Raw genomic sequence first — 26,344 nt, 5'->3', positions numbered from 1 at the left:
AACGCCCGAGCGGGCGAGAGCAAGGAACGATTCATGAAGCTGAAGACGACTCTGTGGACCACCCTGGTGGCCTCGACCCTGGCCGTGGCCTCCCTGAGCGCCCACGCCGACAAGCGCGAGCAGATCCAGCGCCTGCCCAGCCTGCAAAAGGCTGAACTGGAAGGCCTGGCCACCGACATGACCCAGCAGCCGGCCCGCCAGTTGATGGGCCAGGCGCAGAACATCATGGTGCAGGCCGTGCCGCCCGAAAAGCGCGAGGCTGCCGCCAAGCAGATCAATGCCGAGCTGACCAAGTACGTCGACTCCGCCACACCCATCGTGAAGGCCAGCGCCAGCAAGGTGGCGGTCTCCGCCGTCGCCCCGATCCTGGAAGACAAGTTCACCGAGGACGAGCTCAAGCAGCTCGTCACCATGCTCGAGTCGCCCATCATCAAGCGCTACCAGGGCCTGCTGCCCGAGATGCAGAAGTCGCTGCTGGAGAAGATCTCCGCCGATGCCCGCCCGCAGGTCGACCCCAAGCTGAACGCGCTGCAAGAAAGCGTGCGCAAGATCCTGGACACCGCCAGTGGCGGCAAGCTGAGCCAGGCTGCTCAGCAGCAAAAGCCAGCCGCTGGTGCCAAGCCTGCGGCCCCCGCCAAGAAGTGATGCCGCTGGAGGATTTCGCCTGATGCCTCGTCCTTTCAACTTTTCCGCCGGCCCGGCCACGCTGCCTGAAGAGGTGCTGCGCCAGGCCGCCGACGAGATGCTCGACTGGCATGGCTCGGGCATGAGCGTGATGGAGATGAGCCATCGCGGCAAGGAGTTCATCTCCATCGCCCAGCAGGCCGAGGCCGATCTGCGCGACATCCTCGCCATCCCGAGCCACTACAAGGTGCTGTTCATGCAGGGCGGGGCCATCGCTGAAAACGCGATCCTGCCCATGAACCTGTCCCGTGGTGCGCGCACGGACTATGTGATCACCGGTTCGTGGTCCCAGAAATCCGCCAAGGAAGCACGCAAGTATTGCGATGTGAACGTGGCCGCCACGAACGAGGGCGATCACCACACCCGCATGCCCGCCTACGGTTCCTGGCAACTCAGCGACGACGCTGCCTACGTGCATGTGTGCAGCAACGAGACCATCCATGGTCTCGAAATGCACGAGTTGCCCGACCTGGCTGCCCTGGGCTCCAGGGCCCCGCTGGTGATCGACTGCTCGTCGCACATCACCTCGCGTCCCATCGACTGGTCGCGCGTGGCCGTGGCTTATGGCGGAGCACAAAAGAACATCGGTCCGGCCGGACTCACGCTGGTCATCATCCGGGAAGACCTGCTGGGTCAGGCCCTGCCGATCACGCCCTCTGGCTTCAACTACCAGACCGTGGCGGAGCACGATTCGATGTACAACACGCCGCCGACCTATGCCTGGTATCTGGCCGGCCTGGTATTCCAGTGGATCAAGGCCCAGCGCGAAGGCGAGCTGACCGGCCTGGCGGCCATCGAGGCCCGCAATGTGGCCAAGGCCTCCCTGCTGTACGGCTATATCGATGGCTCGGGCTTTTACAGCAACAAGGTGGAAAAGGCCGTGCGCTCGCGCATGAACGTGCCCTTCTTCCTGCCCTCCGACAGCCTCAACGACGCCTTCCTGGCCGGCGCCAAGGAACGCGGTCTGCTGCAACTCAAGGGCCACAAGAGCGTGGGCGGCATGCGCGCCTCGATCTACAACGCCATGCCGCTGGCGGGTGTGCAGGCCCTGGTCGACTACCTCAAGGATTTTGCGCAGCGTCATGGCTGATTCCCACAGCTCCGCCTCCCACGCACCGGATGACCGTCCGGTGGACGAACAGCTGGCCGATCTGCGCGTGCGCATCGACAGCGTCGATCAGCAACTGCTGGCCCTGCTCAACGAGCGCGCCCGTCTGGCGCAATGCGTGGGTGAGGTCAAGAAGATCGATGGCTCGCCCGTGTTCCGCCCTGACCGCGAGACCCAGGTGATCGATGGCCTCAAAGCCGCCAACCCTGGCCCGGTGCGTCCTGAGAGCATCGCGCCCATCTGGCGCGAGATCATGTCGGCCTGCCGCTCGCTGGAAGCGCGCCTGCGCGTGGCCTTCCTGGGCCCGGTGGGCACTTTCAGTGAACAGGCCGCGCTCAACTACTTTGGCTCGTCGATCGAACCGGTGCCCTGTGCCACGGTCGACGAAGTCTTCCGCGCCACCGTGGCCGGCTCCGCCGACTTTGGCGTGGTGCCCGTCGAGAACTCGACCGAAGGCGTCGTGGCCCGCTCGCTGGACCTGCTGCTGCAGTCGCCGCTGACCATCGCGGGCGAGACCTCGCTGCTGGTGCGTCACAACCTGCTGCGCAAGACCCTTTCGCGTGAGGGTATCACCGCCGTCGTGGCCCACCCTCAGGCGCTGGCCCAGTGCCAGGGCTGGTTGAGCCAGCACCTGCCCCATGCCGAGCGCCGTCCGGTGTCCAGCAATGCCGAAGGCGCTCGCCTGGCGGCGCAGGACGACACCCTGGCGGCCCTGGCCAGCGAACGTGCAGCCGCGCAGTATGGTCTGCATGTGGTTCAGGCGGCCGTGCAGGACGAGGCCCACAACCGCACCCGCTTCGTGGTGGTGGCCCGCACCGACCGCCACCAGCCCAGCGCCCCCACGGGACACGACTGCACCAGCCTGATCGTCTCGGTGGACAACCGCCCCGGCGCCGTCCACGACATGCTGGTGCCGCTCAAGCGCCATGGCGTGTCCATGACACGCTTCGAGTCGCGCCCGGCGCGCTCAGGCCAATGGGAATACCTGTTCTACATCGACCTGGCCGGGCATCCGCAAGATTCCGAACTGGCCGCAGCGCTGCAGGAATTGCGCGCTCAGTGCACCTTCTTCAAGGTCCTGGGCACCTTCCCGCTGGACGCCCACTGAACGCTGAGACGGACTTCGCATGTTCAACCAACTCGGTCTGATCGGATGCGGCCTGATGGGCGGCTCCTTCGCCCTGGCCCTCAAGAAAGCGGGCCTGGTGCGGCGCGTGGTGGGCTACAGCAAGTCGCCCTCCACCGTCGAAAAGGCCCGCCGCCTGGGCGTGATCGATGTGGCCGCCGAGTCGGCCCTGCTGGCCGTCTCGGGCTCGGACATCGTCATCATCGCCGTGCCGGTGGCCGCCACCGAAGGCACCTTCAAATCCATCCGCCATCTGGTCAACCCCGGCGTGCTCTTCATGGACGTGGGCTCGACCAAGCGTGATGTGGTCGATGCCGCCCGCCGCGTGCTCAAGGAGCGCCTGCCCTCCTTCGTGCCCGCCCACCCGATTGCCGGTCGCGAAGTGGCCGGCATCGAGCACGCCGACGCCCAGCTCTACCAGGGTCGCAAGGTCATCCTCACCCCCCTGCAGCAGACCGACCCCATCCTGGTACAAAAAGCCACCGATGTGTGGGCCGCGGTCGGCTGTCAGGTGCTCAAGATGAGCCCGGAGAACCACGATGCGGCCTTTGCCGCCGTGAGCCATCTGCCCCACCTGATTGCCTTTGCCTACATCAACGCGATGCAACAGCAACCCGCCGGCAAGGAGTTCCTGTCCCTGGCCGGCCCGGGGTTCCGTGACTTCACTCGCATTGCCGCCAGCGACCCCACCATCTGGCGCGACATCCTGCTGTCCAACCGCGAAGAGATCCTCAAGCAATCCGAGGCCTTCCGTGCTTCGCTGGAGGCCATGGAGCGCCAGATGCGCGACTGGAACGGCGAGACCCTGCAGCAGCAGATCCAGTCGGCCTCCCAGGCGCGCAGCCAGTGGACCTTGAACACCCCCGCACCGAGCGGCAAGTCGTCCGGCTCACGCTAAGCTCCCGAATCCATGTACACGACCGCCTTCCTCGATCTGCCCCCTCTGCTGGCCGCCTCCGGCGCCGTGCGCCTGCCCGGCTCCAAGAGCATCTCCAACCGCGTGCTGCTGCTGGCCGGTCTGAGCTCGGGCACCACCCGCGTGCACGACCTGCTGGCCTCGGACGACACCCGCGTGATGCTCGAGTCCCTGCGCGCACTGGGCTGCCACATCCACCAGAACGGTGAGGTGCTGGAGATCACCGGTCTGGGCGGGCAGTTGGCCGTCAAGCAGGCCCAGCTCTTCCTGGGCAATGCCGGCACGGCCATGCGCCCCCTCACGGCCGCGCTGGCGCTGCTGTCGGCCACCCAGGGCGGCGTGTTCGAACTCAGCGGCGTGCCCCGCATGCACGAGCGCCCCATCGGCGATCTGATCGATGCCCTGCGCCCGCTGGGCTGCGCCATCGACTGCCTGGGCCAGGAGGGCTACCCGCCTCTGCGCCTGCATGGCGGCCAGTTGAAGCTGGATGCGCCCATCAAGGTGCGCGGTGATGTCTCCAGCCAGTTCCTCACGGCCCTGCTGCTGGCCCTGCCCCTGGTGTCCCAGGACCAGGCCCTGACCATCGAGGTCGAAGGCGAGCTGATCTCCAAGCCCTACATCGAGATCACCCTGAACCTGCTGACGCGCTTCGGCATCACGGTCGAGCGCCAGGGCTGGGAGCGCTTCGTGATCCCGCGCGGCAGCCGCTACCAGTCGCCCGGCGAGATCCACATCGAGGCCGACGCCTCCTCCGCCTCTTATTTCATCGCGGCGGGCGCCCTGGCGGCAGCCGAGCAGCCCGTGCGCATCGAAGGCGTGGGGCTGGACTCCATCCAGGGCGACATCCGCTTTGTCGATGCCGCCCTGTCCATGGGCGCCCAGATCACGGGCGGGCCCAACTGGCTGGAAATCCGCCGCGGTCAATGGCCCCTCAAGGCCGTGGACATGGACTGCAACCACATTCCCGACGCGGCCATGACCCTGGCCGTGATGGCGCTGTATGCCCAGGGCACCACCCGCCTGCGCAACATCGCCAGCTGGCGCGTCAAGGAAACCGACCGCATTGCCGCCATGGCCACCGAGCTGCGCAAGCTCGGCGCCACCGTGGTCGAGGGGGCCGACTTCATCGAGGTGACGCCACCTGCAGCCGGGCAGTGGCAGCACGCCAGCATCCACACCTACGACGATCACCGCATGGCCATGTGCTTCTCGCTGGCCGCCTTCCATCCGCTGGCTGCCGGCATGGGCCCCGAGCGCGTGGTGTCGGTGCGGATCGAGGATCCTCGCTGCGTGGGCAAGACCTTCCCCGACTACTTCGAGACGATGTTCCAGGTGGCGCGCACGGATCCCCGCCTGATCCCCGTCATCACCATCGATGGTCCGACCGCCTCGGGCAAGGGCACACTGGCCAGCGCCCTGGCCTCGCGCCTGGGCTATCAGTTCCTGGATTCAGGGGCGCTCTACCGCATCACGGCCCTGCTGGCCCTGCGCCGCGGTGTGCCGCCCGACCACGAACCCGCCCTGGTGGCCCTGGCCCGCCAACTGGGCCACGAGATCCCGCTGCGCTTCGAGGCCGACCACGTCTGGCTGGACGGCCAGGATGTGAGCAACGATCTGCGCCAGGAAGAAGTCGGCCAGACCGCCTCGAAGATCTCCTCCCTGCCCGGCGTGCGCCAGGCTCTGGTGGAGCAGCAACTGGCCTTCCGGGGCCTGCCCGGGCTGGTGGCCGACGGCCGCGACATGGGCACCGTGATCTTCCCGGATGCCGGCCTGAAGGTGTTTTTGACCGCAACTGTGGCGCAACGCGCTGAGCGCCGGCATAACCAATTGATTTCAAAAGGGTTTTCTGTTACCCTTGATGAGATCTGCGCAGACCTAGAGGCGCGCGACCTGCGGGACCGTTCCCGCGCGGTTGCCCCGATGGTGCCTGCGCACGATGCCCGCCTGCTTGACAACTCTGCACTGAGCATCGACCAATCGGTCGACACGGTGCTGGGCTGGTGGACAGACGGGTGGCCCCACGTGGTTGCGCCTCAGGCGTGATCCCTCAAGGCCTTTCTAGGCTGTGATGCGCCTTCTTCACCGCCCGGTGAAGAGGCGGCCTTCCGGCCGGACTCACCCGACGTGAATCCGCGCATCACTTCTTCAACGCAACCGCTGTCCCGTTGCCTGTCGGGTCAAGCGTTACCGTCGGCCCCAAGCCGACACAGGAATCCTCATGTCTGAATCTTTTGCCGCCCTATTTGAAGAGTCGTTGCAGCGCGCCAATATGCGCACTGGCGAAGTCATCACCGCTGAAGTGGTCGCCGTCGACCACAACTTCGTGGTGGTCAACGCCGGTCTGAAGTCCGAGGCCTATGTGCCCATCGAGGAATTCAAGAACGACCAGGGCGAGATCGAAGTCCAAGTGGGCGACTTCGTGTCGGTGGCCGTGGACGCCATCGAAAACGGCTACGGCGACACCATCCTGTCGCGCGACAAGGCCAAGCGCCTGGCCTCGTGGCTGTCGCTGGAAACCGCACTGGAGTCGGGTGACTTCGTGACCGGTACCGTCAATGGCAAGGTCAAGGGCGGCCTGACCGTTCTGGTCAACGGCATCCGTGCCTTCCTGCCTGGCTCCCTGCTCGATACGCGCCCTGTCAAGGACATGTCGCCGTTCGAAGGCAAGACCATGGAATTCAAGGTCATCAAGCTCGATCGCAAGCGCAACAACGTGGTTCTGTCGCGTCGTGCCGTGGTCGAAGCCTCGATGGGCGAAGAGCGCGCCAAGCTGATGGAAACGCTGCGCGAAGGCGCGATCGTCTCCGGCGTGGTCAAGAACATCACCGAATACGGTGCCTTCGTGGACCTGGGCGGTATCGACGGCCTGCTGCACATCACCGACATGGCATGGCGCCGTGTCCGTCACCCGTCCGAAGTCGTGACCGTGGGTCAGGAACTGTCGGCCAAGGTCCTGAAGTTCGACGCCGAGAAGAACCGCGTGTCGCTGGGCCTCAAGCAGATGGGCGACGATCCCTGGGTCGGCGTGTCGCGTCGTTATCCTTCGGGCACCCGTCTGTTCGGCAAGGTCACCAACATTGCTGACTACGGCGCATTCGTCGAGATCGAACCCGGCATCGAAGGCTTGGTGCACGTGTCCGAAATGGACTGGACCAACAAGAACGTGGCTCCCAACAAGATCGTCAACCTGGGCGACGAAGTGGAAGTCATGGTCCTGGAAATCGACGAAGACAAGCGTCGCATCTCCCTGGGCATGAAGCAGTGCAAGCCCAACCCCTGGGATGACTTCGCTCAGAACTTCAACCGTGGCGACAAGGTCAAGGGCCCCATCAAGTCGATCACCGACTTCGGCGTGTTCGTGGGTCTGGCCGCTGGCATCGATGGCCTGGTGCACCTGTCCGACCTGTCCTGGAACGAGCCCGGCGAAGCCGCCGTGCGCAACTACAAGAAGGGCCAGGAAGTCGAAGCCATCGTTCTGGCCATCGACGTCGAGCGCGAGCGCATCTCCCTGGGCATCAAGCAGCTGGATTCCGACCCCTTCACCAACTTCACGACCCTGAACGACCGTGGCGCCTCCGTCACCGGCACCGTCAAGACCGTGGATGCCAAGGGCGCCGAGATCAACCTGGGCGATGACATCATCGGTTACCTGCGCGCCTCCGAAATCAGCCGTGACCGCGTCGAAGACGCTCGCAACGTGCTGAAGGAAGGCGACGAAGTCACCGCCATCGTCATCAACGTGGATCGCAAGACCCGCAACATCCAGCTGTCGATCAAGGCCAAGGACAACGCAGAGCAGCAAGAAGCCCTGCAGCGTCTGAGCTCTGAGACCGTCAAGGAAGGCTCCGGCACCACCAGCCTGGGCGCCCTGCTCAAGGCCAAGCTGGACCAGAACAACGGCTGATCGCCCGCGTTCAACGCCCTTCTCCCCAGGACAGCCCGTCCTGGGGGCTGTGCTCAGAGGGTTTCGTGCCCTCTGACCACAGTCCCCGCCAGACCTCCGATTTCGCATTACCCATGACCCGATCCGACCTCGTGGCCAAGCTGGCCGAGCGCTTCAGCCAGCTCACCCACCGTGACGCCGAATTCGCCGTCAAGACGATTCTGGACGCCATGTCCGAGGCCCTGGCTCGGGGACATCGCATCGAGTTGCGTGGCTTTGGCAGCTTCTCGATCAACCGCCGCCCACCCCGCATGGGCCGCAACCCCCGCTCGGGCGAGCAGGTGCTGATCCCTGAAAAACTCGTGCCCCATTTCAAACCGGGCAAGGCCCTGCGCGAATCCGTGGATGCACGTGGCGTGCAAGGCAGCAACGCCGCCACCGGCAAGGCCACCCCCCCGGACGGATCCCAGGGCTAGAATCGATCGGGTCCCGGCGACCCCGTGCGTTTTTCACCCTAGGAGAGCTTCACCCGATGCGTGCACTGAACTGGCTCTGGCGTGGCTTCCTGTTCTTCGTCCTGTTTGCCTTCGCGCTGAACAACCAGCACACCGTCGAGTTGCGCTGGTTCTTTGGCTACCACTGGCAGGCCCCGATGGTCTTCATCGTGCTGGCCGTCTTTGCCCTGGGCTGTGTGGCTGGCGTGATCGCCATGGTGCCCGCCTGGTGGCGTCACCGCCGTGACGCCCGCAAACGCCTGCACATGATGGCCGAAGCCAGCCCGGTGGGCGCGCCAGCGGCGGTCGCGACCCGTGTCGACAACCCCTCGACCCTGCCGTCGCAACTGCCCCACCCGCCGGATGTCGCGGCTCCTCGCAAACCTGCGCGCTGACGCGCTCACACATGGACTTTGATCTGCAATGGCTGCTGCTGGCCCTGCCCGGCGCTTTCCTGCTGGGCTGGCTGGCCTCGCGTCTCGATCTGCGCCAGATGCGCAACGAAGAGCGCGCCTCGCCACAGGCCTACTTCAAGGGACTGAACCTGCTGCTCAATGAACAGCAGGACAAGGCCATCGATGCCTTCATCGAAGCCGTTCAGCATGACCCTGACACCTCGGATCTGCACTTTGCCCTGGGCAATCTGTTCCGCCGCCGCGGCGAGTACGAGCGCGCCATCCGTGTGCACCAGCACCTGCTGGCGCGCGCCGACCTCAAGCAGGCAGACCGTGAGCGTGCGCAGCACGCGCTGGCACAGGACTTCCTCAAGGCCGGCCTGTTCGATCGCGCGGAAGACGCCTTCAAGGCCCTCGATGGCACGGCCTTCAGCACCGACGCCCGCCTGGCCCTGCTGACCCTGCACGAGCGTTCACGCAACTGGCATCCGGCCATCGAGGTGGCCCGGCAGTTGGAAGCCGCCGGCACGGGTTCGTTCTCGGCGCGCATCGCGCACCATTGGTGCGAGGTGGCCCAGGAGGCCGATGCCAAGGGGCATGCCGATGAAGCCGAGCAGGCCCTGCGTCGCGCCCGCGAGGCCAGCCCCCAGGCCGCGCGCCCAGTGGTCCAGACCGGGCAGCGCCTGGTGCGCCAGGGACGTCATGCGGACGCCATGAGTGCCTGGGAAGAACTGATCACAGCGCAGCCACTGGCTTTTTCCCTGATCGCGCAGGACTATGCACAGGCAGCACTGGCCTGTGGTCAGGCTGAACAGGCTCACGCACGCCTGGAGGCGCTCTATGCCCACGCGCCGTCCGTGGACGTGCTCCAGGCCATGAACCGCCTGCAGACGGATCCCGGCGTGCGGCGCCAGCATCTGCTGTCGCACCTGCTCAACCACCCCTCCCTGTCAGCCGCTCAAGGACTGATCACGGAGCGGCTGAGCAGTGGCGTGGCCCTGAGCGACCACGAGATCGAGTCCCTGCAGACATCGCTGATCACGGCCGCCAAGCCACTGCAGCGCTACCGCTGTGCCGCCTGCGGCTTCGAGAGCCAGCACTACTTCTGGCAATGTCCGGGCTGCCAGGGCTGGGACACCTACCCACCCCGGCGCCTGGAAGATCAGTGAGCGTGGTGCATGGGACCCGAGGCTGCGGCAGGCGCCTGTCCCGCTGACATCACCGGCACCTTGATCGTCTGCCTGAAAGGCTTGCCGGCCGGATCTTTGAACTTCAGGGTCAGGCTGACCTGAGCCCCTGCCTTGAGCGATGTCTTGAGGTTCATCAGCATCAAGTGATGCCCCCCAGGCTTGAGTTCCACGGCCTGGCCTGCAGGCAGTGCCAGTGCGGAAATGGGGCGCATTTTCATGACATCGCCCTCCATCTTCATTTCATGGAGTTCCGCCGTGCCTGCCACGGGGGAGGCAAAGCCGACCAGGGTCGCGCCATCCACCGCCGTCAGGCGCATGAAGCCACCCGTGCCGCTCTGCCCTTTGACCGCGGGGCGGATCCAAGCATCCATCACCTGCACCCGCGCAGCGGCCTTGGCGCTGGCGGCGGATGCGGGAGCGGCCGTCGTCACTGCGTGATGGCCATGGTGCTCCGCCCAGACCGGGGGCGACAGCGAGACACACAGCGCCAGCGATGAACAACGTGCCAGAGACATCCACATCGTCTTCATATGCAAAGTTCCTTGAATGGAAAACCAGAGCCACACAGGCCTGAACAGGCCATGGAGGATCATGCCACGCCCGCCGTGTGCCCCATTCAGGCGTGCAAAGCACGCCGGTATTGCACGGCTTCGGCCACGTGCGCGCTGCCCAGCGTCTGTGCCCCTTCCAGGTCCGCAATGGTGCGCGCCAGCCGCAAGACGCGATGAAACCCCCGGCCCGACCAGCCCAGACGTGCGCTGACCACCTTGAGCATGTGCATCGCGCCGGCATCGGCGTGCGCATGAGCATCCAGGCCTGCGCCATCGAGCAGGGCGTTGAGGCAACCCTGGCGTTCGATCTGCCGGGCCCGTGCCTGGCGCACACGCTCGGCCACCGCCTCGCTGCCCTCACCATCGGGCAGGTTCGACAACACGTCGGCACTCACGGCTGGCACCTCCACCTGCACATCGATGCGGTCCAACAAGGGGCCGCTGAGCTTGCCCTGGTAGCGTGCCACCTGGTCCGGGGTGCAGCGACAGGCCTTGAGCGGGTTGCCCAGGTGCCCGCATGGACAAGGATTCATGGCCGCCACCAGTTGGAAGCGCGCCGGGAAGTCGTGCTGACGCGCCGCCCGCGAGATGGTGATGTGCCCGGTTTCCAGCGGCTCGCGCAAGGCCTCCAATGCCATGCGCGGGAATTCGGGCAGCTCGTCCAGGAAGAGCACGCCCCGATGCGACAGCGAGATCTCGCCCGGGCGGGGTGGTGAACCGCCACCCACCAGCGCAACCGATGAAGCGCTGTGGTGTGGTGCACGCACCATGCGCTGACGCCAGCGCTTCGGGTCGAAGTGCCCGGCCAGACTCATCACGGCGGCCGACTCCAGCGCTTCGTCCTGAGTCAAAGGCGGCAGCACCGAGGCCAGACGCTGCGCCAGCATGGACTTGCCCGTGCCCGGTGGCCCCACCATCAGCAGGCTGTGCCCACCCGCTGCAGCCACTTCCAGCGCCCGCTTGGCGGCGCCCTGGCCCTTCACATCGCGCAGATCTCCATGGGGCGCATGCACCGCCGCCACCTCGCTGGCCCGGGCCATCGGCAGCGGCACGGGATCTTCGGGGCGCAGCGCCTGAACCACCTCGCTGAGCTGGCGGGCCGCCAGCAAACGCACACCATCGACCAGGGCCGCTTCGCATGCACTGTCATGGGGCAGCACCAGAGCCCGGGCGGCCTCACCACCCCGCCTCACGGCCAGCGCCATGGCCAGCGCACCTCGGACCGGCCTGAGATCACCCCCCAGGGACAATTCGCCCGCAAACTCCAGCGCATCGAGCCGGCGAGCGTCGATGTGACCCATGGCCGCCAGGATCCCCACGGCGATGGGCAGATCAAAGCGGCCCGACTCCTTGGGCAGATCCGCAGGCGCGAGATTGACGGTGATGCGCTTGTTGTGCGGAAAATCCAGCCCGCTGTTGCTCAAGGCGGCACGCACGCGCTCGCGTGCTTCCTTGACTTCGGTGTCGGCCAGCCCGACCAGCGTGAAGCAGGGCAGGCCATTGGCCAGATGGACCTCGACCGTGACCGGCGGCGATGCCAGCCCATCGAGCGCGCGACTGTGCACAAGTGCCAGGGACATGGCAAAGGGCTCCTGAGTTCGTTGGATGTGCTTGTTTGGGGCGTGATTGTGCAGACACCCGCGCAACATTCACCCCCCTCTGTGGAGCGAGGCCCCTCCGAAGAGGGCGTGAGGCACCAAGATCGTGCAGAGGTGCGCGCCGCCTTGCATGAGGCGTGCATGGTTCTCGTGCAGCACCATATTGGTGCACAAAGATGAGCGCTGGCATGGGGTGTGCGTGGTGTCGTGCACCCATGGCCGGACAGACCACCCTGGCACGGATCGTGCAGACCTCCAGGCGACAACGTTTCATTCCCCTCTTAAGGAGTCCTCTCATGAAAATGGTGACCGCCATCATCAAGCCCTTCAAGCTTGATGAAGTGCGTGAGGCCCTGTCCGCCATCGGCGTGCAAGGCATCACCGTGACCGAAGTCAAAGGCTTCGGTCGCCAGAAGGGCCACACCGAGCTGTATCGCGGCGCGGAATATGTGGTCGATTTCCTGCCCAAGGTGAAGATCGAAGCCGCTGTGGATGACGCCCTCATCGACCGCGTGATCGAAGCCATCGAAGCCGCAGCCCGCACCGGCAAGATCGGTGACGGCAAGATCTTCGTGAGCCCGCTGGAGCAGGTGGTCCGCATCCGTACCGGCGAGACCGGCCAGGACGCGCTCTGAGCGCTTCACCCCTTTTTGGGGCACTCCTGATCTGCGCTTGAGATGCGCGGGGAGTCCCCTTGTCTGTTCACCCAATACATTTCCAAGAGGTCACTCATGAGAAAGCTCATTGCGTCGATCGCACTGGGTCTCGCAGCCTTCGGTCTGCTGGGCGTCTCGCACGCCCAGGACACCGCCACTGCGGTCCCGGTCGCTGCTTCGGCTGTCGCTGACACGGCATCCACGGCGGCTCCCGCCGATGCTGCGTCGGCAGCGGCGCCCGCCCCTGCGGAGGCCGCTTCGGCCGCCGAGCCCGCCCCTGCGGCGGCCCCCACCTTCAACAAGGGTGACACCGCCTGGATGATGGTCTCCACGCTGCTGGTGATCCTCATGACCGTGCCGGGTCTGGCCCTGTTCTACGGCGGTCTGGTGCGCAGCAAGAACATGCTGTCCGTGCTGATGCAGGTCATGGTGACCTTCTCGCTGATCGTCGTGCTGTGGTTCATCTACGGCTACTCGCTGGCCTTCACCGAGGGCAATGCCTTCATCGGTGGCCTCGATCGCCTGATGATGAAGGGTGTCTGGGACAACGCTGCGGGCACCTTCGGTCCTGCCGCCACCTTCAGCAAGGGTGTCTACATCCCCGAGATCGTGTTTGCAGCCTTCCAGGCCACCTTCGCCGGCATCACCTGCTGCCTGATCGTGGGCGCCTTTGCTGAGCGCATCAAGTTCTCGGCCGTGCTGCTGTTCATGGTGATCTGGTTCACCTTCAGCTACACCCCGATGGCCCACATGGTCTGGTTCTGGATGGGCCCCGACGCCTACTCCTCGGCTGAAGTGGCTGCCGACATGACGGCCAAGGCCGGCCTGATCTGGCAACACGGCGCTCTGGACTTCGCGGGCGGCACCGTGGTGCACATCAACGCCGCTGTCGCCGGTCTGGTGGGCGCCTACATGGTGGGCAAGCGCATCGGCTACGGCAAGGAAGCGTTCACGCCTCACTCGCTGACGCTGACCATGGTGGGTGCCTCGCTGCTGTGGGTGGGCTGGTTCGGCTTCAACGCCGGCTCCGCCCTGGAAGCCAACGGCTTTGCTGCCCTGGCCTTCATCAACACCTTCGCGGCCACCGCTGCGGCTGTGCTGGGCTGGATCCTGGGTGAAGCGCTGCTCAAGGGCAAGGCCTCGATGCTGGGTGCGGCCTCGGGTGCCGTGGCCGGCTTGGTCGCCATCACCCCCGCTGCCGGCAACGTCGGCGTCGGCGGTGCCCTGATCATCGGTCTGGTCGCTGGCCTGGTCTGCCTGTGGGGTGTGACGGGTCTGAAGAAGCTGCTGGGCGCAGACGACTCCCTGGACGTGTTCGGCGTGCACGGTGTGGGTGGCATCCTGGGTGCCCTGTTGACCGGTGTGTTCAACTCGCCCAACCTGGGTGGCCCCAGCCTGGTGTCCGACTGGACCACCGTGGCCATGGTCAGCGGCGCTGACTACTCCATCGCCAGCCAGGTATGGATCCAACTCAAGGGCGTGCTGATCACCATCGTGTGGTCGGGTGTGGTCTCCGTGATCGCCTTCAAGATCGTGGACCTGGTCATCGGCCTGCGTGTCCCCGAGGACGAAGAGCGCGAAGGTCTGGACATCACCTCGCACGGCGAGACGGCCTACCACAAGTGATTTGATCCGGGTTGACTCAACCGACCCTTGCAGGGGCTGCCTTCGGGCAGCCTCTTTTTTTTGCTCGGCTGACTGTGGAGCGCTTTGTCGGTGCAGCGCGGGGCGCGGGGTGAAGGGGCACGCGGCCGGGCTTCAATGTGGGTGGTCCTGCCTGCGGCAGGACTGCCCTGTGGTGCTCCCCATGGGCTTGTGCCGTGGAACTCGCTCCGCGGCTTTCAGCCGCTGCACTCACACAACCACGGCAAGCATGTTCACGAAGCGCGCTAACGCGCGCCAAGCCCATGGCTGCGCTCCTCGGCACCCACAAGGCGCCCGGCCGCGTGCCCCTTCACCCCTTTGATCGCCCCACTGGTGGCCTGCGTAGAAGTCCTGGCGTTCCATGGTCGACGCGCTTTCGCACCCATGGTCGAACGCACACAGACCTTTGAGTTGACCGCTCCCAGTTCATTCATCCGCCACCCTGACTTTCACGTTCAATGCGCGCTAGCCGTGCCCTTGACGGTCTCGGCATGCCATCAGCGGGGCGAAGAAGGGCTGAGCCGGTTTTCGGGCGGGCGCCTTGTGGGTGCCGAGGAGCGCAGCCATGAGCTTGGCGTGCGCAGCACGCTTCGTCATCTGACCTGCCGTGGTTGTTTGAGCGCAGCGGCGTCGGCCGCGCAGCGAGTTCCACGGCACAAGCCCATGGCGAGCACCGGAGGGGCGTCCCGTCGCAGACGGGACCACCCACATTGAAGCCCGCCCGGAAGCCGGCTCAGCCCGCGCCCCGCGCTGCATCGACAAAGCGTGTATCGGGTGGCACCGTCCCCGGCAGCCTTTTTCATGTCTTCTCGAAAGTCAAAGCAGCCTGAGCGCGAACTTCCTACAATGCCCGGATCGACGAACGACAACACCGCAGCCCACCATGGTCCCTCACCTGATCACCGCCCTCACTGGCCCCATCAACGAGCTGGAGCAGCGCATGCTGGAGTCCATGCCGGCCATCGAGCGCTGGTTCCGCCTGGAGTGGATGGAGCACACACCGCCCTTCTACACCTCGGTGGACGTGCGCAACGCGGGCTTCAAGCTGGCACCGGTGGACACCAACCTCTTCCCCGGTGGCTTCAACAACCTGACGCCCGAAATGCTGCCCCTGGCCGTGCAAGCCGCCATGGCCGCCATCGAAAAGATCTGCCCCGAGGCCAAGAACCTGCTGCTGATCCCTGAAAAGCACACCCGCAACACCTTCTATCTGCAGAACGTGGCGCGACTGGTGCAGATCTTCAGTGTGGCAGGACTGAACGTGCGCCTGGGCACCCTGGACGAAACCATCACCGAGCCCACCACGCTCAACCTGCCCGATGGCGACACCCTCACGCTCGAACCCCTGGTGCGCACCAAGCGGCGCCTGGGCCTCAAGCATTTCGACCCCTGCACCATCCTGCTCAACAACGACCTGTCGGCCGGCATCCCCGAGATCCTGCAAGGCCTGCACGAGCAATACCTGCTGCCTCCGCTGCATGCGGGCTGGGCGGTGCGCCGCAAGAGCCAGCACTTTCAGGCTTACGAGGACGTCGCCAAGAAGTTCGCCAAGCTGCTGGGCATGGACCCCTGGCTGATCAACCCCATGTACGCCTCGTGCGACGAGGTCGACTTCCAGGAGGGCACCGGCATCGAGTGCCTGCAGTCCCAGGTCGATACCCTGCTGGGCAAGATCCGCCGCAAGTACAAGGAATACGGCATCAACGAAAAGCCGTTTGTCATCGTCAAGGCCGACAACGGCACGTACGGCATGGGCATCATGACCGTGCGAGATGCCAAGGAGGTGGCCGACCTGAACCGCCGAGCCCGCAACAAGATGTCGGTCGTCAAGGACGGGCAGTCCGTCAGCCGCGTGATCATCCAGGAGGGCGTGCCCACCTACGAGCAGATCAACGAGGCCGTGGCCGAACCCGTGGTCTACATGATCGATCGCTACGTGGTGGGGGGCTTCTATCGCGTGCATGCCGAGCGCGGCATCGACGAGAACCTCAATGCCCCAGGCGCGAGCTTCGTGCCGCTGGCCTTTGCCGAGCCGGCCCATCTGCCCCGCCTGGGCGCCAAACCGGGCGTCAGCGCACCCAACCGCTTCTACATGTACGGTGTGGTGGGCCGACTGGCCATGCTGGCGGCCAGTTACGAGCTGGAGGCCACCGACCCGAACGCCGAGGTCTACGACTGACCCACACGACACCCCGCACCACTGTCCGGCCCGGTTTGTCAAGGCCCGAAAGTGACCCATTTGCGGGGATTCTCCATGCGGCGGTGCAACAAAAACCAGGCCGAACGGGCGCACAATGAGCCCTCTACAGGACATTGCGACCGTTTCCCGTGCAACACGCCCCTAAAGAAGCGCTAACGACCGCTCAACTGGCTGCCCTCACCCTCGGGGCCATCGGCATCGTCTATGGCGACATCGGCACCAGCCCGCTGTACGCCCTCAAGGAGGCCTTCATCCACGGCCACATGAGCGTGACCCCGGAGAACATCTACGGCATCTTGTCGATGATCTTCTGGACGTTCACGGTGGTCGTGTCGCTCAAGTACGTGACCCTGATCCTTCGAGCGGACAACAACGGTGAAGGCGGCCTGATCGCCATGCTGGCCCTGGCCTCCACGGCGGTGGCCGATCGGCCTGCTGTGCGCGCCAGGCTGCTGGCGGTCGGCATCTTCGGCACCGCCATCTTCTTTGGCGACGGCGTCATCACGCCGGCCATCTCGGTGCTGTCGGCGGTCGAGGGCATGGTCGTGGCCGCGCCCCAGTTGCAGAGCTACGTGATTCCGGTCACGCTGATCGTGCTGACCCTGCTCTTTGCGGTGCAGAAACATGGCACCGCCGGCATCGGCAAATTCTTCGGTCCCATCACCCTGGTGTGGTTCATCGTGCTGGCCTTGCTCGGGGGAGTCCACGTGCTCAGGAACCCGGCCGTGCTGGAGGCCATCAGCCCGCACCACGCTCTGGGCTTCATGTACCACCACCCCAAGATGGCCTTCGTGGCCCTGGGGGCCGTGATCCTGTGCGCCACCGGTGCCGAGGCGCTGTATGCGGACATGGGCCACTTTGGCAAGAAACCCATCCGCCTGGCCTGGTTCGGCCTGGTCATGCCGTCCCTGGTGCTCAACTACTTCGGGCAGGGCGCCATGCTGCTGGCCCACCCGGAAAACGTCAACAATCCCTTTTACGAGATGGCCCCTCACTGGGCGCTCTACCCCTTGATCATCCTGGCCACGTTTGCCACCGTGATCGCCTCGCAGGCCCTGATCACCGCCGCCTTCTCGGTGACCAAGCAGGTGATCCAACTGGGCTACCTGCCACGCCTGCGCATCCTGCACACCTCGATCAACGAGACGGGCCAGATCTACATCCCCTTCGTCAACTGGTCCCTGTATGCCTGTATCGTGCTGGCCGTGGCCCTGTTCGGCTCCAGCAGCCGACTGGCTGCCGCCTATGGCATCACGGTGACCATCGACATGCTGATCACGACGGTGCTGACCTTCTTCGTGATTCGCTTTGCCTGGAAGCTGACCCTGCCGCTGTGCATCATGGCGACGGGTTTCTTCCTGTTCATCGACATCATGTTCTTCAGTGCCAACGTCATCAAGATCTTCGATGGCGGCTGGTTCCCGCTGCTGATCGGTGGCGTGATGTTCATGCTGATGATGACCTGGAAGAACGGCCGCGCCCTGCTCAGCGAGCGCCTGCGTGACGACTCGATCGACCTCCAGCCCTTCCTGGAGGCCGTCTTCTCCAGCCCGCCCACGCGGGTGAGTGGCACGGCGGTCTTCCTCAATGCCGATGCGGGCACCACGCCCAATGCCCTGCTGCACAACCTCAAGCACAACAAGGTCCTGCACGAGCAGAACCTGTTCGTGACCGTCAAGTCGCACGAGGTGCCCTGGATCGGCTTCAAGGACCGCGTCGAGGTCCAGTCCCTGGGCAACGATTGCTGGCAGGTCATGCTGCACTACGGCTTCAAGAATGAACCCGATGTCCCGCAGGCACTCAAGCTGCTCAAGCAGCACGGCGTCACGCTCGAAGACATGGAGACCAGCTATTTCCTGTCGCGCGACATTGTCATTCCGACCCTGGGCAGCGGCATGGCGCCCTGGCGTGAGAAGCTCTTTGCCAGCATGCATCGCAATGCATCCGGGGCCGCAGATTTCCTGAGCCTGCCTGCCAACCGCGTGATCGAAATGGGCTCCAAGGTCGAGATCTGATCTGAACACCCTCATCCGCTCCCTGCATGGCGTCTTCAAGGACAGCTCCCTGGCGGCTGTCTCGGCAGGCTTCGTGGCCACGCTGGTGGGCTTCACCAGCACCATCGCCCTGATCTTTCATGCCGCGCGCTCCCTGGGCGCCAGCCCGGATCAGATCAGCTCCTGGGTCTGGGCCCTGGGGCTGGGCATGGGTCTGAGCACCATCGGCCTGTCCCTGTGGACGCGCGCGCCCATCCTGATCACCTGGTCCACGCCTGGGGCCGCCGTGATCGCGGCCGCCGCCACGGGTGTCTCGCTGCCCGAGGCCGTGGGGGCGTTCCTGGTGTGTGGCGCCCTGATGCTGCTGTCCGGGGTGAGTGGCGTGTTCGAGCGCCTGATGAACCGCATCCCCGTGGCGCTGGCGTCTGCCCTGCTGGCAGGCATCCTGGCCAAGTTCGCCCTGATGGCCTTCGCGGGCGCCAGCACCCACCCCAGTCTGGTGATCAGCATGCTGCTGGTCTACCTGGTGGGCAAGCGATGGTGGCCACGCTACGCGGTGCTGGGCGTCCTGATCGCCGGCACGGCACTGGCTGCGGCACAGGGACAACTCAATACCGATGCTCTGAACGGGCGTTTCGCTCACCCTGTCTTCGTGGCACCTCAGTGGTCCTGGCAGGCGGTGCTGGGCATGGGCCTGCCGCTGTTCATCGTCACCATGGCCTCTCAGGCGGTGCCGGGTGTGTCGGCCATTCGCGTGTCGGGCTACCCCGCGCCCGTCTCGGCCCTGATGAGCTGGTCTGGCGTGACCACCTTGCTGCTGGCGCCCTTTGGCGGCTACACCTTCAACCTGGCCGCCATCACGGCCGCCATCGTGCTGAGCCCGCACGCGCACGCCCACCCGAAGCAACGCTATACCGCCGCCATCATGGCTGGGGTGTTTTATCTGATCATGGGGCTGCTGGGCGGTGCCGGGGCCGGTGTGCAGGCCGCCTTCCCCGGGGCGCTGGTGATGGGGGTGGCGGGCCTGGCCCTGCTGGGCACCATTGGCGGTGGCCTGGCCACGGCCTTGCACGAGGCCAACCACCGCGAAGCGGCCCTGATCACTTTCCTGGTCACCCTCTCGGGCGTGACCTTGCTGGGTGTGGGCTCGGCCTTCTGGGGGCTGGTGGCCGGCGCGCTCACGCTGTTCGTGGAACACTACCGTACACGCGCCCCTGACTCTGACGACACACCATGAAGCTGCTCTTCGTTGCCGACCCGCTCCACACCTTCAAGACCTACAAGGACAGCACCTTCGCGATGATGCGCGAGGCGGCACGGCGGGGGCATGAGCTGTGGGTCTGTGAGACCGCCAGCCTGTGCTGGCAGCAAGGCCACTCCGTGTCAGCCCATGTGCAACGAATCGAGCTGACCGGCGATGCGCAGGACTGGTGGCGCCAGGTGGCTGAAGGGCAGCAACTGCTGTGCGGCTTCGATGCCGTGCTGATGCGCAAGGATCCGCCCTTCGACACCGAATACCTCTACGCCACCCATCTGCTGGGCCAGGCCGAGCGCGAAGGCGCGAGGGTTTTCAACCGCCCGCAGGCCCTGCGCGATCACCCGGAAAAGCTGGCCATCCTGGAGTTTCCGCAGTTCATCACGCCCACCATGGTCAGCTCGGACATGGCCGCGCTCAAGGCCTTCCATGCCCAGCATCATGACGTGATCCTCAAGCCCCTGGACGGCATGGGTGGCATGGGAATCTTCCGCGTGCGTGACGATGGCCTGAACCTGGGCAGCATCCTGGAGACCCTGACCGACAACGGCCGTCAGACCATCATGGCGCAGCGCTACCTGAGTGCCATCACACAGGGGGACAAACGCGTGCTGCTGATCGATGGGGTGCCGGTGCCCTACGCCCTGGCCCGCATTCCGCAAGGCGGCGAGGTGCGGGGCAATCTGGCGGCCGGTGGCCTGGGCGTGGCCCAGCCCCTGAGCGACCACGACCGCGCCATCGCCGAGGCCCTGGGGCCCGTGCTGGCCTCACGCGGGCTGCTGCTGGTGGGGCTGGACATCATTGGCGAGTGCCTCACCGAAATCAATGTGACCAGCCCGACCTGCTTTCAGGAGATCACCCAGCAGACCGGCTGCGACGTGGCGGCCCTGTTCATCGACGCCCTGGAGCGTCGCCTGAAGTGATCGCGCTGTTGAAGGTGTTGAGCAGGCCCAGGCGGTTGGCCTCGAACACCGCCTCGCTGCGCGAGTGCACGGCCAGCTTGCCGTAGAGCTTCTTGATGTAGGTCTGCACGGTGTGCACCGTGATGCCCTGCAGGCGGGCGATCTCGGCATACGAGAAGCCGCGGGCGATGTACTCCAGCACCTCCTGCTCACGGCGAGTGAGCGACACAACGCCCTCGGTGCTCACGCCAGGAGGTGTGTCAAGGGGGGCATCCACTGGCTCGTCCACGGGCATGTGAGGCGCCACCGGCTGCATGCGTCTGAGCAGGTGGCGCGCGATCATGGGCGAGATCGGTGACGCCCCCTGCTTGACGGCCAGCAGGGTCTGGGCGATGTCAGCGGCCTCATCGTCCTTGTGCACATAGCCCACCGCCCCGGCTTCGATGCTGGCCACCACGTTGTCTTCATCACCGAACATCGACACCACCAGCATGTCGCAGGCGGGCCAGCGGTGGTGCACCTGACGCATCAGGGTCAGCCCGCTGCCATCGGGCAAGCCCAGATCGATCAACAGCACGTCGGCGGTGTGCACGGCAAACCAGTCCTGCGCCGGGGCCAACGCCGCAAACGACGCCGTCAGGGTCAGTTGCGGATGAGCACGGATGCACGACTCGAGAAATTCACGCGTCTGGTGGTTGTCTTCGACCACGACCACGCGCCACACATCAGGTACTGCACTCATGGTGTCACAGCGATATCAACAGAGCCTGGCTCGCCGTGCATCGGCAAGCTCAGGCGAAGCTCCAGCCCCCCGTCGGGCACTGGCAGGAATTCCATCCGCGCGCCGATGGCCTGGGCACGCGTGCGCATGGTCTGCAGGCCCTGCCCCTCGTACGGGCTCGAACGCAGCCAACCCTTTCCATTGTCGATCAGACTGACGCGGATGTGATGCTCCAGATCCCGTGCCGACAGGATCAGCCGCGTGGCCCCGGAGTGCTGCATCACATTGGAGAGCCCCTCGAACAGGATGTACTGCAATTGACGCAAAGCCGGCGACTGACCTGCAGGCCATGGCGGCAGCCGATCGACATCCCAGACCAGCTCGATGCCGGCGGCCTTCAGGCGCGGCGCCAGACGAAAGCGCCAACTGGCCAGCAGGCCCTCGACATCCCCGGGCATCAGCGACAGCGCATCCACGGACAGCTTGAGCTGGTCCAGCGAGTCACGCAAGGTCTGGGTGACCAGGGGCACATCCACGGGCGCGTGATCGCTCCCCTGCAGTTGACGCAGGGCCGAGGTCAGATGCGCCCCCACACCGTCGTGCATGTCCTTGAGGATGCGGCTGCGCTCCGCCGACACCGCCTGCGAACGCTCCAGTGCGGCCAGGCGCTCGAAACTGCCCTTCAAGGCACGCTCGCGTTCGGCCACGCGGTCGGCCAGGGTGCGGTTGAGCTCACTGAGCGCCCGACGCGAGCGCGCCTGGTCTCCGGCCACGATGACGGTATTGCAGGCGATCATGATCGGCCCCGCGTAATGGAGCCAGTACAAGCTGTCGAACGGCAAGGCCCCCGCCAGGACCATGACGTCGTGGGCACCGGCAGGCACCAGGATCAGGCAGCCTGCCACCAGCCATCCACCGTCGCGCCGCCCATGCCGCAGCACGTGCCAGATCGACTCGGCCATGCTCCACAGACCCAGGGCATAGATCAGGGCAAAGAACAGCGTGTTCAGATCGAACTGCGGCATCAACAGGCCATACAGGGGGATCAGGACCATCAGACTGAACACGAAGCGCTCGACCCACACCCGACGCTGCCCGGCAAAGCGAAAGAAGAACAGACACAGCAGCAGTTGAGAATGCACGGAAAAGATGTAGGCCATGTTTTCCCACACCAGTTCTGTCAACAAGGGGTTGGGCGCCACCTGCACCAGCGTGCCCAGTGCCCAGAACACCGACGCCAGCCCCATGAAGCCGATGGCCGACTGCTCACGATCACGCACCCACACGAGCAGCATGAAGGCCCCCACCGTCAGCAGGGCCACATTGGCGCCATGCACGCCATCCACCTGGGCCCAGGCCCGGTGCTTGTAGTTTTCGGCCACATGGTCCAGCGGCCCCACCTGGACAGGCGCCAGGCCATTGCGCGACACGAATCCACTGGCCACGCGGATGTGAATGACGTTGACCCCCTCCTGCCACAGATGAGGGGGCACATTGGTCAGCAGGGGCACATACCAGTTGCGGGTCACGGGCTGCGTCATCACACCTGTGTAGGCCAGCGGCACGCCATTGACCCACACCTGCGCGTTCATCACCACGCGAGGCAGGTAGACCGCCCACATCACCGAGGGCTTGCGAGGCAAGGAGACCTGCATGCGGTACCACATCGTGCCTTCAAAGCCCGGGTGGGTGCGCGACCAGATGTGCGGCAGGCCCGTGGCCTGCCAGGCCGCGGCATCACCCGGAGGTGTCAGGTCGCCATCGTCCGTGACGATCCAGGCATGGTCCAGCACATTGCCGCGATCCATGTTCAGAGGCTGGACCACGGGCTCGGGATGTGGCACGCGGGCACTGGCCTGTGCCCGCCCCATCCACCCGGCCCACAGGCACAGCAGCGCCAAGCAGACAAGCAGACGCCCGCTGCACCCAGCTTGTACAAATGACTTCCAGCACCTCATGCCCACATTGTCACCGCATGCGAAACCCGTTCGCGGCGACAATGGGCGGTTTCGCAGCTCGCTGCTCCACTGATTCCTACGCCCCGATACCATGGCTGTTTTGACCTTGAGCCAGGCGCAACTCGCCTTTGGCCACGTCCCCCTGCTCGACAACGCCTCCTTTGCCCTGGAGACGGCCGAGCGTGTGGGCCTGATCGGCCGCAATGGCACGGGCAAGTCCTCGCTCCTGAAAATCCTGGCCGGGCTGGAAAAGCCCGACGACGGGCAACTGCAGCTCCAGTCCGGCATCCGCCTGGCCTATGTGCCCCAGGAACCCCTCTTTGCCGACGAGACCACCATTTTTGATGCGGTCAGCGAAGGCCTGGGCGACGTGCGCAGCCTGCGCGAACGATTCGAATCCCACAACCCCGACGAAGATCTCGATGCCCTGATGACCCAGATCGAGGCACGCGATGGCTGGAACTGGGAGCAACGCGTCGACCAGACCCTGCAAAAGCTGCAGCTGTCGCCCGAGCGCACCATCGGCAGCCTCTCGGGCGGATTGCGCAAGCGCGTGGCCCTGGCCCAGGCCCTGGTGGCCAGCCCGGATGTGCTGCTGCTCGACGAGCCCACCAACCACCTGGACCTGGACGCCATCACCTGGCTGGAAGAGCTGCTGGTGGCCTTCAAGGGCAGTGTCATCATGATCAGCCACGACCGCGCCTTCCTGGACAACACTTGCACCCGCATCGTCGAGCTGGACCGCGGCACGCTGCGCACCTACCCCGGCAACTTCACAGCCTACGAGACCCTCAAGGCCCAGCAACTGGCCGACGAGGCCGTCAGCAACGCCAAGTTCGACAAACTGCTGGCGCAGGAAGAAGTCTGGATCCGCAAGGGCGTGGAAGCCCGTCGCACGCGCAGCGTGGCGCGCATTCAGCGCCTGGAAGCCCTGCGCTCGGCCCGCGCCGCCCGCCGTGACGTGGTTGGCAAGGCCAAGCTGGAGGTGGCCCAGGGCGACCGCAGCGGCAAGATCGTGGCCGAGCTGGAGAACGTCAGCAAGGCCTATGGCGATCGCACCATCGTGCGCAACTTCACGGGCACCATCCTGCGCGGCGACAAGGTCGGCCTGATCGGCCCCAATGGCGCCGGCAAGACCACCTTGCTCAAGATGATCCTGGGCGAGCTGGCGCCCGACAGCGGCACCGTCAAGCTGGGTACCAAGCTGGACGTGGCCTACTTCGACCAGATGCGTGACCACCTGGATCTGGACGCCACCCTGGCCGACTTCATCAGCCCGGGCAGCGAGTGGATCGAGATCAACGGCGCGCGCAAGCACGTCATGGGTTACCTGACGGACTTCCTGTTCTCGCCGGCACGGGCCAACTCGCCCGTGCGCACCCTCAGCGGTGGCGAGCGCAACCGCCTGCTGCTGGCGCGCCTGTTTGCCCGCCCCACCAATGTGCTGGTGCTGGACGAACCCACCAACGATCTGGACATCGACACCCTGGAGATGCTGGAGGACCTGCTGCAGAACTTCCCCGGCACCGTGTTCCTGGTCAGCCATGACCGGCGCTTCCTCGACAACGTGGTCACCAGCACCCTGGTGTCTGAGGGCGACGGCCAGTGGCGCGAATACGAAGGCGGCGTGGAAGACTGGCTGACCCAGTCGCGCCGCGCCCGCGCGCTCAACAAGGGCGCACCGGCACCGTCGCAGGCTGCCGCACCCGCTCCCGTGGCGCCCCCTGCCACAGCGCCCGCCGAGCCGACGGCGGCGACACCCACCGCCGCCAAGGCACGCAAGCTCAGCTACAAGGAGCAACGCGAACTCGACGAGTTGCCCGGCAAGCTCGCCGCACTGGAAGCCGAGCAAAAGCAGTTGGGGGAACAACTGGCCGACCCCGACCTCTACAAGAAAGACCCCCAGAAGATCCCGACGCTGCAGGCACGCTACGATGCCATCGACGAAGAATTGCTGCTCCTGCTCGAGCGCTGGGAATCACTGGGGCCCCGTTGACTGCGGCAATCGTACAATCTCATCATTCAGATAGACCGTTTGGTTCCGCCGTCATGGATCAGCACGCCACCACCCTCGCCACCTGGGTCAGAGTCATCTGCCGGGCCCTGGAGGCTGAGCATGTGCCCAGTGCGCCGTTGCTGGCCCGCGCCGGTCTGGCCGAGGTGAACTTCGACGACCTGTCCGTGCGGGTTCCCGTGCGCAGCGTGGGCACCCTGTGGCGCCTGAGTGTGGATGCGACAGGCGACGACGCCTTCGGTGTCAAGGCCGCCCGCCACTCCTGGATCACGACCTTCCATGCCCTGGGCTACGCCCTGATCGCCAGCCCCTCCCTGCACGATGCGTTTCAGCGGGTCGAGCGCTACTTTCGCGTGATCACCGACGCGGTGATCGTGCACTACACCGTGGATGGCGACGAATGCCGGGTCACCCTGGCCCCGCCGGTGTGCGGCCCCCAGAGCGAACCGGAAGCCATCGACGCCTCGGCCATGGTGCTGGTGCGACTGGTGCGCACCATGGTGGGTGATCGGCAGATGAGCCCCGTGCGGGTCGACTTCCAGCGCCCCGCTCCGCAGAACACCGACACCTTTGTGCGCGCCTTCCGCTGCCCTTTGCGATTTGGTGCACCGCACACCTGCATCGTCTGGTCACGAGAATTGATGGAGCGTCCGCTGGAGGCCGCCAACCCGCAACTGCTGGAGCAGCAGGAGCACATCCTGGCCAAGCTCGTCGAGCAGCTCGACCGCGACAATCTGAGCACCCAGGTCAAGCGCATGCTGGCCAATATGCTGCCGCAGGGCGAGCCCTCCCAGGACCAGATCGCACAGCACCTGGGCATGAGCGCTCGCACCTTGCAGCGGCGCCTGGCCGATCTGGACACCACCTACACCGATGTGCTGGACAGCACCCGGCACGAACTGGCACTGTCCTACCTCAATGACCGGCAATGCAGCCTCAAGGAGGTCGCCTTCCTGCTGGGCTTCTCGGACACGGGCAATTTCACGCGGGCCTTCAAGCGCTGGACAGGCATCACGCCGTCCGATCACCGCCGCCCGCACAAGCAGGCCAGCTGA

General features: G+C 65.5%; 21 protein-coding genes. 17 read left to right on the top strand and 4 right to left on the bottom strand.

Going from position 1 to position 26,344, the window contains the following annotated elements:
• Positions 1–33 precede the first annotated feature (33 nt).
• The 9 genes from VFW84_RS13055 (at position 34) to lapB (ending at position 9,775) form a co-directional block, all read left to right on the top strand.
• The gene (locus VFW84_RS13055) at positions 34–645 is read left to right on the top strand and encodes a hypothetical protein (protein WP_329680896.1); all 612 of its coding nucleotides are present in this window, start codon (positions 34–36) and stop codon (positions 643–645) included.
• A 22-nt stretch (positions 646–667) separates the two neighbouring features.
• Positions 668–1,774, top strand: a complete 1,107-nt coding sequence (serC, locus tag VFW84_RS13050; protein ID WP_329680895.1) for a 3-phosphoserine/phosphohydroxythreonine transaminase — start codon at positions 668–670, stop codon at positions 1,772–1,774.
• Positions 1,767–2,900, top strand: coding sequence for a prephenate dehydratase (gene pheA / locus VFW84_RS13045; protein ID WP_329680894.1), 1,134 nt, complete (start codon positions 1,767–1,769; stop codon positions 2,898–2,900). Before serC ends, pheA begins: the two co-directional genes overlap by 8 nt.
• 19 nt (positions 2,901–2,919) lie before the next feature.
• Positions 2,920–3,816, top strand: a complete 897-nt coding sequence (locus tag VFW84_RS13040; RefSeq protein WP_329680893.1) for a prephenate dehydrogenase — start codon at positions 2,920–2,922, stop codon at positions 3,814–3,816.
• A 12-nt stretch (positions 3,817–3,828) separates the two neighbouring features.
• Complete coding sequence (locus VFW84_RS13035; RefSeq protein WP_329680892.1) at positions 3,829–5,877, top strand: bifunctional 3-phosphoshikimate 1-carboxyvinyltransferase/cytidylate kinase; 2,049 nt, start codon at positions 3,829–3,831, stop codon at positions 5,875–5,877.
• Positions 5,878–6,052: 175 nt separating this feature from the next.
• Entirely contained in the window at positions 6,053–7,738 is a 1,686-nt protein-coding gene (gene rpsA / locus VFW84_RS13030) for a 30S ribosomal protein S1 (RefSeq protein WP_329680891.1), read from the top strand.
• Between the two features lie 113 nt (positions 7,739–7,851).
• Positions 7,852–8,193 (top strand): integration host factor subunit beta, encoded by a 342-nt coding sequence (locus VFW84_RS13025; RefSeq protein WP_329680890.1) that lies wholly within the window; start codon positions 7,852–7,854, stop codon positions 8,191–8,193.
• Positions 8,194–8,249: 56 nt separating this feature from the next.
• Positions 8,250–8,606, top strand: a complete 357-nt coding sequence (locus tag VFW84_RS13020) for a LapA family protein (protein WP_329680889.1) — start codon at positions 8,250–8,252, stop codon at positions 8,604–8,606.
• A gap of 11 nt (positions 8,607–8,617) precedes the next feature.
• The gene (gene lapB, locus VFW84_RS13015) at positions 8,618–9,775 is read left to right on the top strand and encodes a lipopolysaccharide assembly protein LapB (protein WP_329680888.1); all 1,158 of its coding nucleotides are present in this window, start codon (positions 8,618–8,620) and stop codon (positions 9,773–9,775) included.
• Here the strand turns inward: lapB and VFW84_RS13010 are convergent.
• Together VFW84_RS13010 and VFW84_RS13005 are read right to left on the bottom strand one after the other, a co-directional pair.
• Positions 9,769–10,326 (bottom strand): copper chaperone PCu(A)C, encoded by a 558-nt coding sequence (locus VFW84_RS13010; RefSeq protein ID WP_329680887.1) that lies wholly within the window; start codon positions 10,324–10,326, stop codon positions 9,769–9,771. The genes lapB and VFW84_RS13010 overlap by 7 nt on opposite strands.
• A gap of 86 nt (positions 10,327–10,412) precedes the next feature.
• Positions 10,413–11,927: a YifB family Mg chelatase-like AAA ATPase gene (locus tag VFW84_RS13005; protein WP_329680886.1), complete on the bottom strand. Its 1,515-nt coding sequence runs from the start codon at positions 11,925–11,927 to the stop codon at positions 10,413–10,415.
• Between the two features lie 314 nt (positions 11,928–12,241).
• On the opposite strand from VFW84_RS13005, the gene glnK reads away from it, so the two are divergent.
• From glnK to gshB, 6 genes are all read left to right on the top strand, one after another.
• Positions 12,242–12,580, top strand: coding sequence for a P-II family nitrogen regulator (gene glnK / locus VFW84_RS13000; RefSeq protein ID WP_329680885.1), 339 nt, complete (start codon positions 12,242–12,244; stop codon positions 12,578–12,580).
• Positions 12,581–12,676: 96 nt separating this feature from the next.
• Positions 12,677–14,227, top strand: a complete 1,551-nt coding sequence (locus VFW84_RS12995; protein WP_329680884.1) for an ammonium transporter — start codon at positions 12,677–12,679, stop codon at positions 14,225–14,227.
• A 901-nt stretch (positions 14,228–15,128) separates the two neighbouring features.
• A complete protein-coding gene (gshA, locus tag VFW84_RS12990; protein WP_329680883.1) occupies positions 15,129–16,424 on the top strand; it encodes a glutamate--cysteine ligase in 1,296 nt (431 codons plus the stop codon).
• A gap of 149 nt (positions 16,425–16,573) precedes the next feature.
• Entirely contained in the window at positions 16,574–18,460 is a 1,887-nt protein-coding gene (locus VFW84_RS12985) for a potassium transporter Kup (RefSeq protein WP_329680882.1), read from the top strand.
• 22 nt (positions 18,461–18,482) lie between these two features.
• Positions 18,483–19,676 carry a benzoate/H(+) symporter BenE family transporter gene (locus tag VFW84_RS12980; RefSeq protein ID WP_414638986.1) on the top strand — a complete coding sequence of 398 codons (1,194 nt, stop codon included), beginning with the start codon at positions 18,483–18,485 and terminating at the stop codon, positions 19,674–19,676.
• The gene (gene gshB / locus VFW84_RS12975) at positions 19,673–20,617 is read left to right on the top strand and encodes a glutathione synthase (RefSeq protein WP_329680881.1); all 945 of its coding nucleotides are present in this window, start codon (positions 19,673–19,675) and stop codon (positions 20,615–20,617) included. The genes VFW84_RS12980 and gshB overlap by 4 nt, the downstream gene beginning before the upstream one ends.
• On the opposite strand, the gene VFW84_RS12970 is transcribed toward gshB, so the two are convergent.
• Both VFW84_RS12970 and VFW84_RS12965 read right to left on the bottom strand, forming a co-directional pair.
• Positions 20,586–21,338 carry a response regulator transcription factor gene (locus VFW84_RS12970; RefSeq protein ID WP_329680880.1) on the bottom strand — a complete coding sequence of 251 codons (753 nt, stop codon included), beginning with the start codon at positions 21,336–21,338 and terminating at the stop codon, positions 20,586–20,588. The two genes, gshB and VFW84_RS12970, sit on opposite strands and share 32 nt — an antisense overlap.
• Positions 21,335–23,161 (bottom strand): sensor histidine kinase, encoded by a 1,827-nt coding sequence (locus VFW84_RS12965; RefSeq protein ID WP_329680879.1) that lies wholly within the window; start codon positions 23,159–23,161, stop codon positions 21,335–21,337. The genes VFW84_RS12970 and VFW84_RS12965 overlap by 4 nt, the downstream gene beginning before the upstream one ends.
• A 205-nt stretch (positions 23,162–23,366) precedes the next feature.
• Here VFW84_RS12965 and VFW84_RS12960 point away from each other — a divergent pair, with 205 nt between their 5' ends.
• Positions 23,367–25,271, top strand: coding sequence for an ATP-binding cassette domain-containing protein (locus VFW84_RS12960; protein WP_329680878.1), 1,905 nt, complete (start codon positions 23,367–23,369; stop codon positions 25,269–25,271).
• A gap of 53 nt (positions 25,272–25,324) precedes the next feature.
• Complete coding sequence (locus VFW84_RS12955; RefSeq protein WP_329680877.1) at positions 25,325–26,344, top strand: AraC family transcriptional regulator; 1,020 nt, start codon at positions 25,325–25,327, stop codon at positions 26,342–26,344.

It is taken from the genome of Aquabacterium sp. (genome assembly GCF_036279655.1).
Lineage (GTDB): Bacteria > Pseudomonadota > Gammaproteobacteria > Burkholderiales > Burkholderiaceae_C > Aquabacterium.
The sequence above is the reverse complement of the archived record's forward strand: the minus strand, read 5'-3'. Positions and strand labels throughout refer to the sequence as shown.

Bases quoted from the DNA above. Each gene is read 5' to 3' on its own strand.
- VFW84_RS13055 (WP_329680896.1), top strand. From the start codon at position 34: ATGAAGCTGAAGACGACTCTGTGGACCACCCTGGTGGCCTCGACCCTG.
- serC (WP_329680895.1), top strand. From the start codon at position 668: ATGCCTCGTCCTTTCAACTTTTCCGCCGGCCCGGCCACGCTGCCTGAA.
- pheA (WP_329680894.1), top strand. From the start codon at position 1,767: ATGGCTGATTCCCACAGCTCCGCCTCCCACGCACCGGATGACCGTCCG.
- VFW84_RS13040 (WP_329680893.1), top strand. From the start codon at position 2,920: ATGTTCAACCAACTCGGTCTGATCGGATGCGGCCTGATGGGCGGCTCC.
- VFW84_RS13035 (WP_329680892.1), top strand. From the start codon at position 3,829: ATGTACACGACCGCCTTCCTCGATCTGCCCCCTCTGCTGGCCGCCTCC.
- rpsA (WP_329680891.1), top strand. From the start codon at position 6,053: ATGTCTGAATCTTTTGCCGCCCTATTTGAAGAGTCGTTGCAGCGCGCC.
- VFW84_RS13025 (WP_329680890.1), top strand. From the start codon at position 7,852: ATGACCCGATCCGACCTCGTGGCCAAGCTGGCCGAGCGCTTCAGCCAG.
- VFW84_RS13020 (WP_329680889.1), top strand. From the start codon at position 8,250: ATGCGTGCACTGAACTGGCTCTGGCGTGGCTTCCTGTTCTTCGTCCTG.
- lapB (WP_329680888.1), top strand. From the start codon at position 8,618: ATGGACTTTGATCTGCAATGGCTGCTGCTGGCCCTGCCCGGCGCTTTC.
- VFW84_RS13010 (WP_329680887.1), bottom strand. From the start codon at position 10,326: ATGAAGACGATGTGGATGTCTCTGGCACGTTGTTCATCGCTGGCGCTG.
- VFW84_RS13005 (WP_329680886.1), bottom strand. From the start codon at position 11,927: ATGTCCCTGGCACTTGTGCACAGTCGCGCGCTCGATGGGCTGGCATCG.
- glnK (WP_329680885.1), top strand. From the start codon at position 12,242: ATGAAAATGGTGACCGCCATCATCAAGCCCTTCAAGCTTGATGAAGTG.
- VFW84_RS12995 (WP_329680884.1), top strand. From the start codon at position 12,677: ATGAGAAAGCTCATTGCGTCGATCGCACTGGGTCTCGCAGCCTTCGGT.
- gshA (WP_329680883.1), top strand. From the start codon at position 15,129: ATGGTCCCTCACCTGATCACCGCCCTCACTGGCCCCATCAACGAGCTG.
- gshB (WP_329680881.1), top strand. From the start codon at position 19,673: ATGAAGCTGCTCTTCGTTGCCGACCCGCTCCACACCTTCAAGACCTAC.
- VFW84_RS12970 (WP_329680880.1), bottom strand. From the start codon at position 21,338: ATGAGTGCAGTACCTGATGTGTGGCGCGTGGTCGTGGTCGAAGACAAC.
- VFW84_RS12960 (WP_329680878.1), top strand. From the start codon at position 23,367: ATGGCTGTTTTGACCTTGAGCCAGGCGCAACTCGCCTTTGGCCACGTC.
- VFW84_RS12955 (WP_329680877.1), top strand. From the start codon at position 25,325: ATGGATCAGCACGCCACCACCCTCGCCACCTGGGTCAGAGTCATCTGC.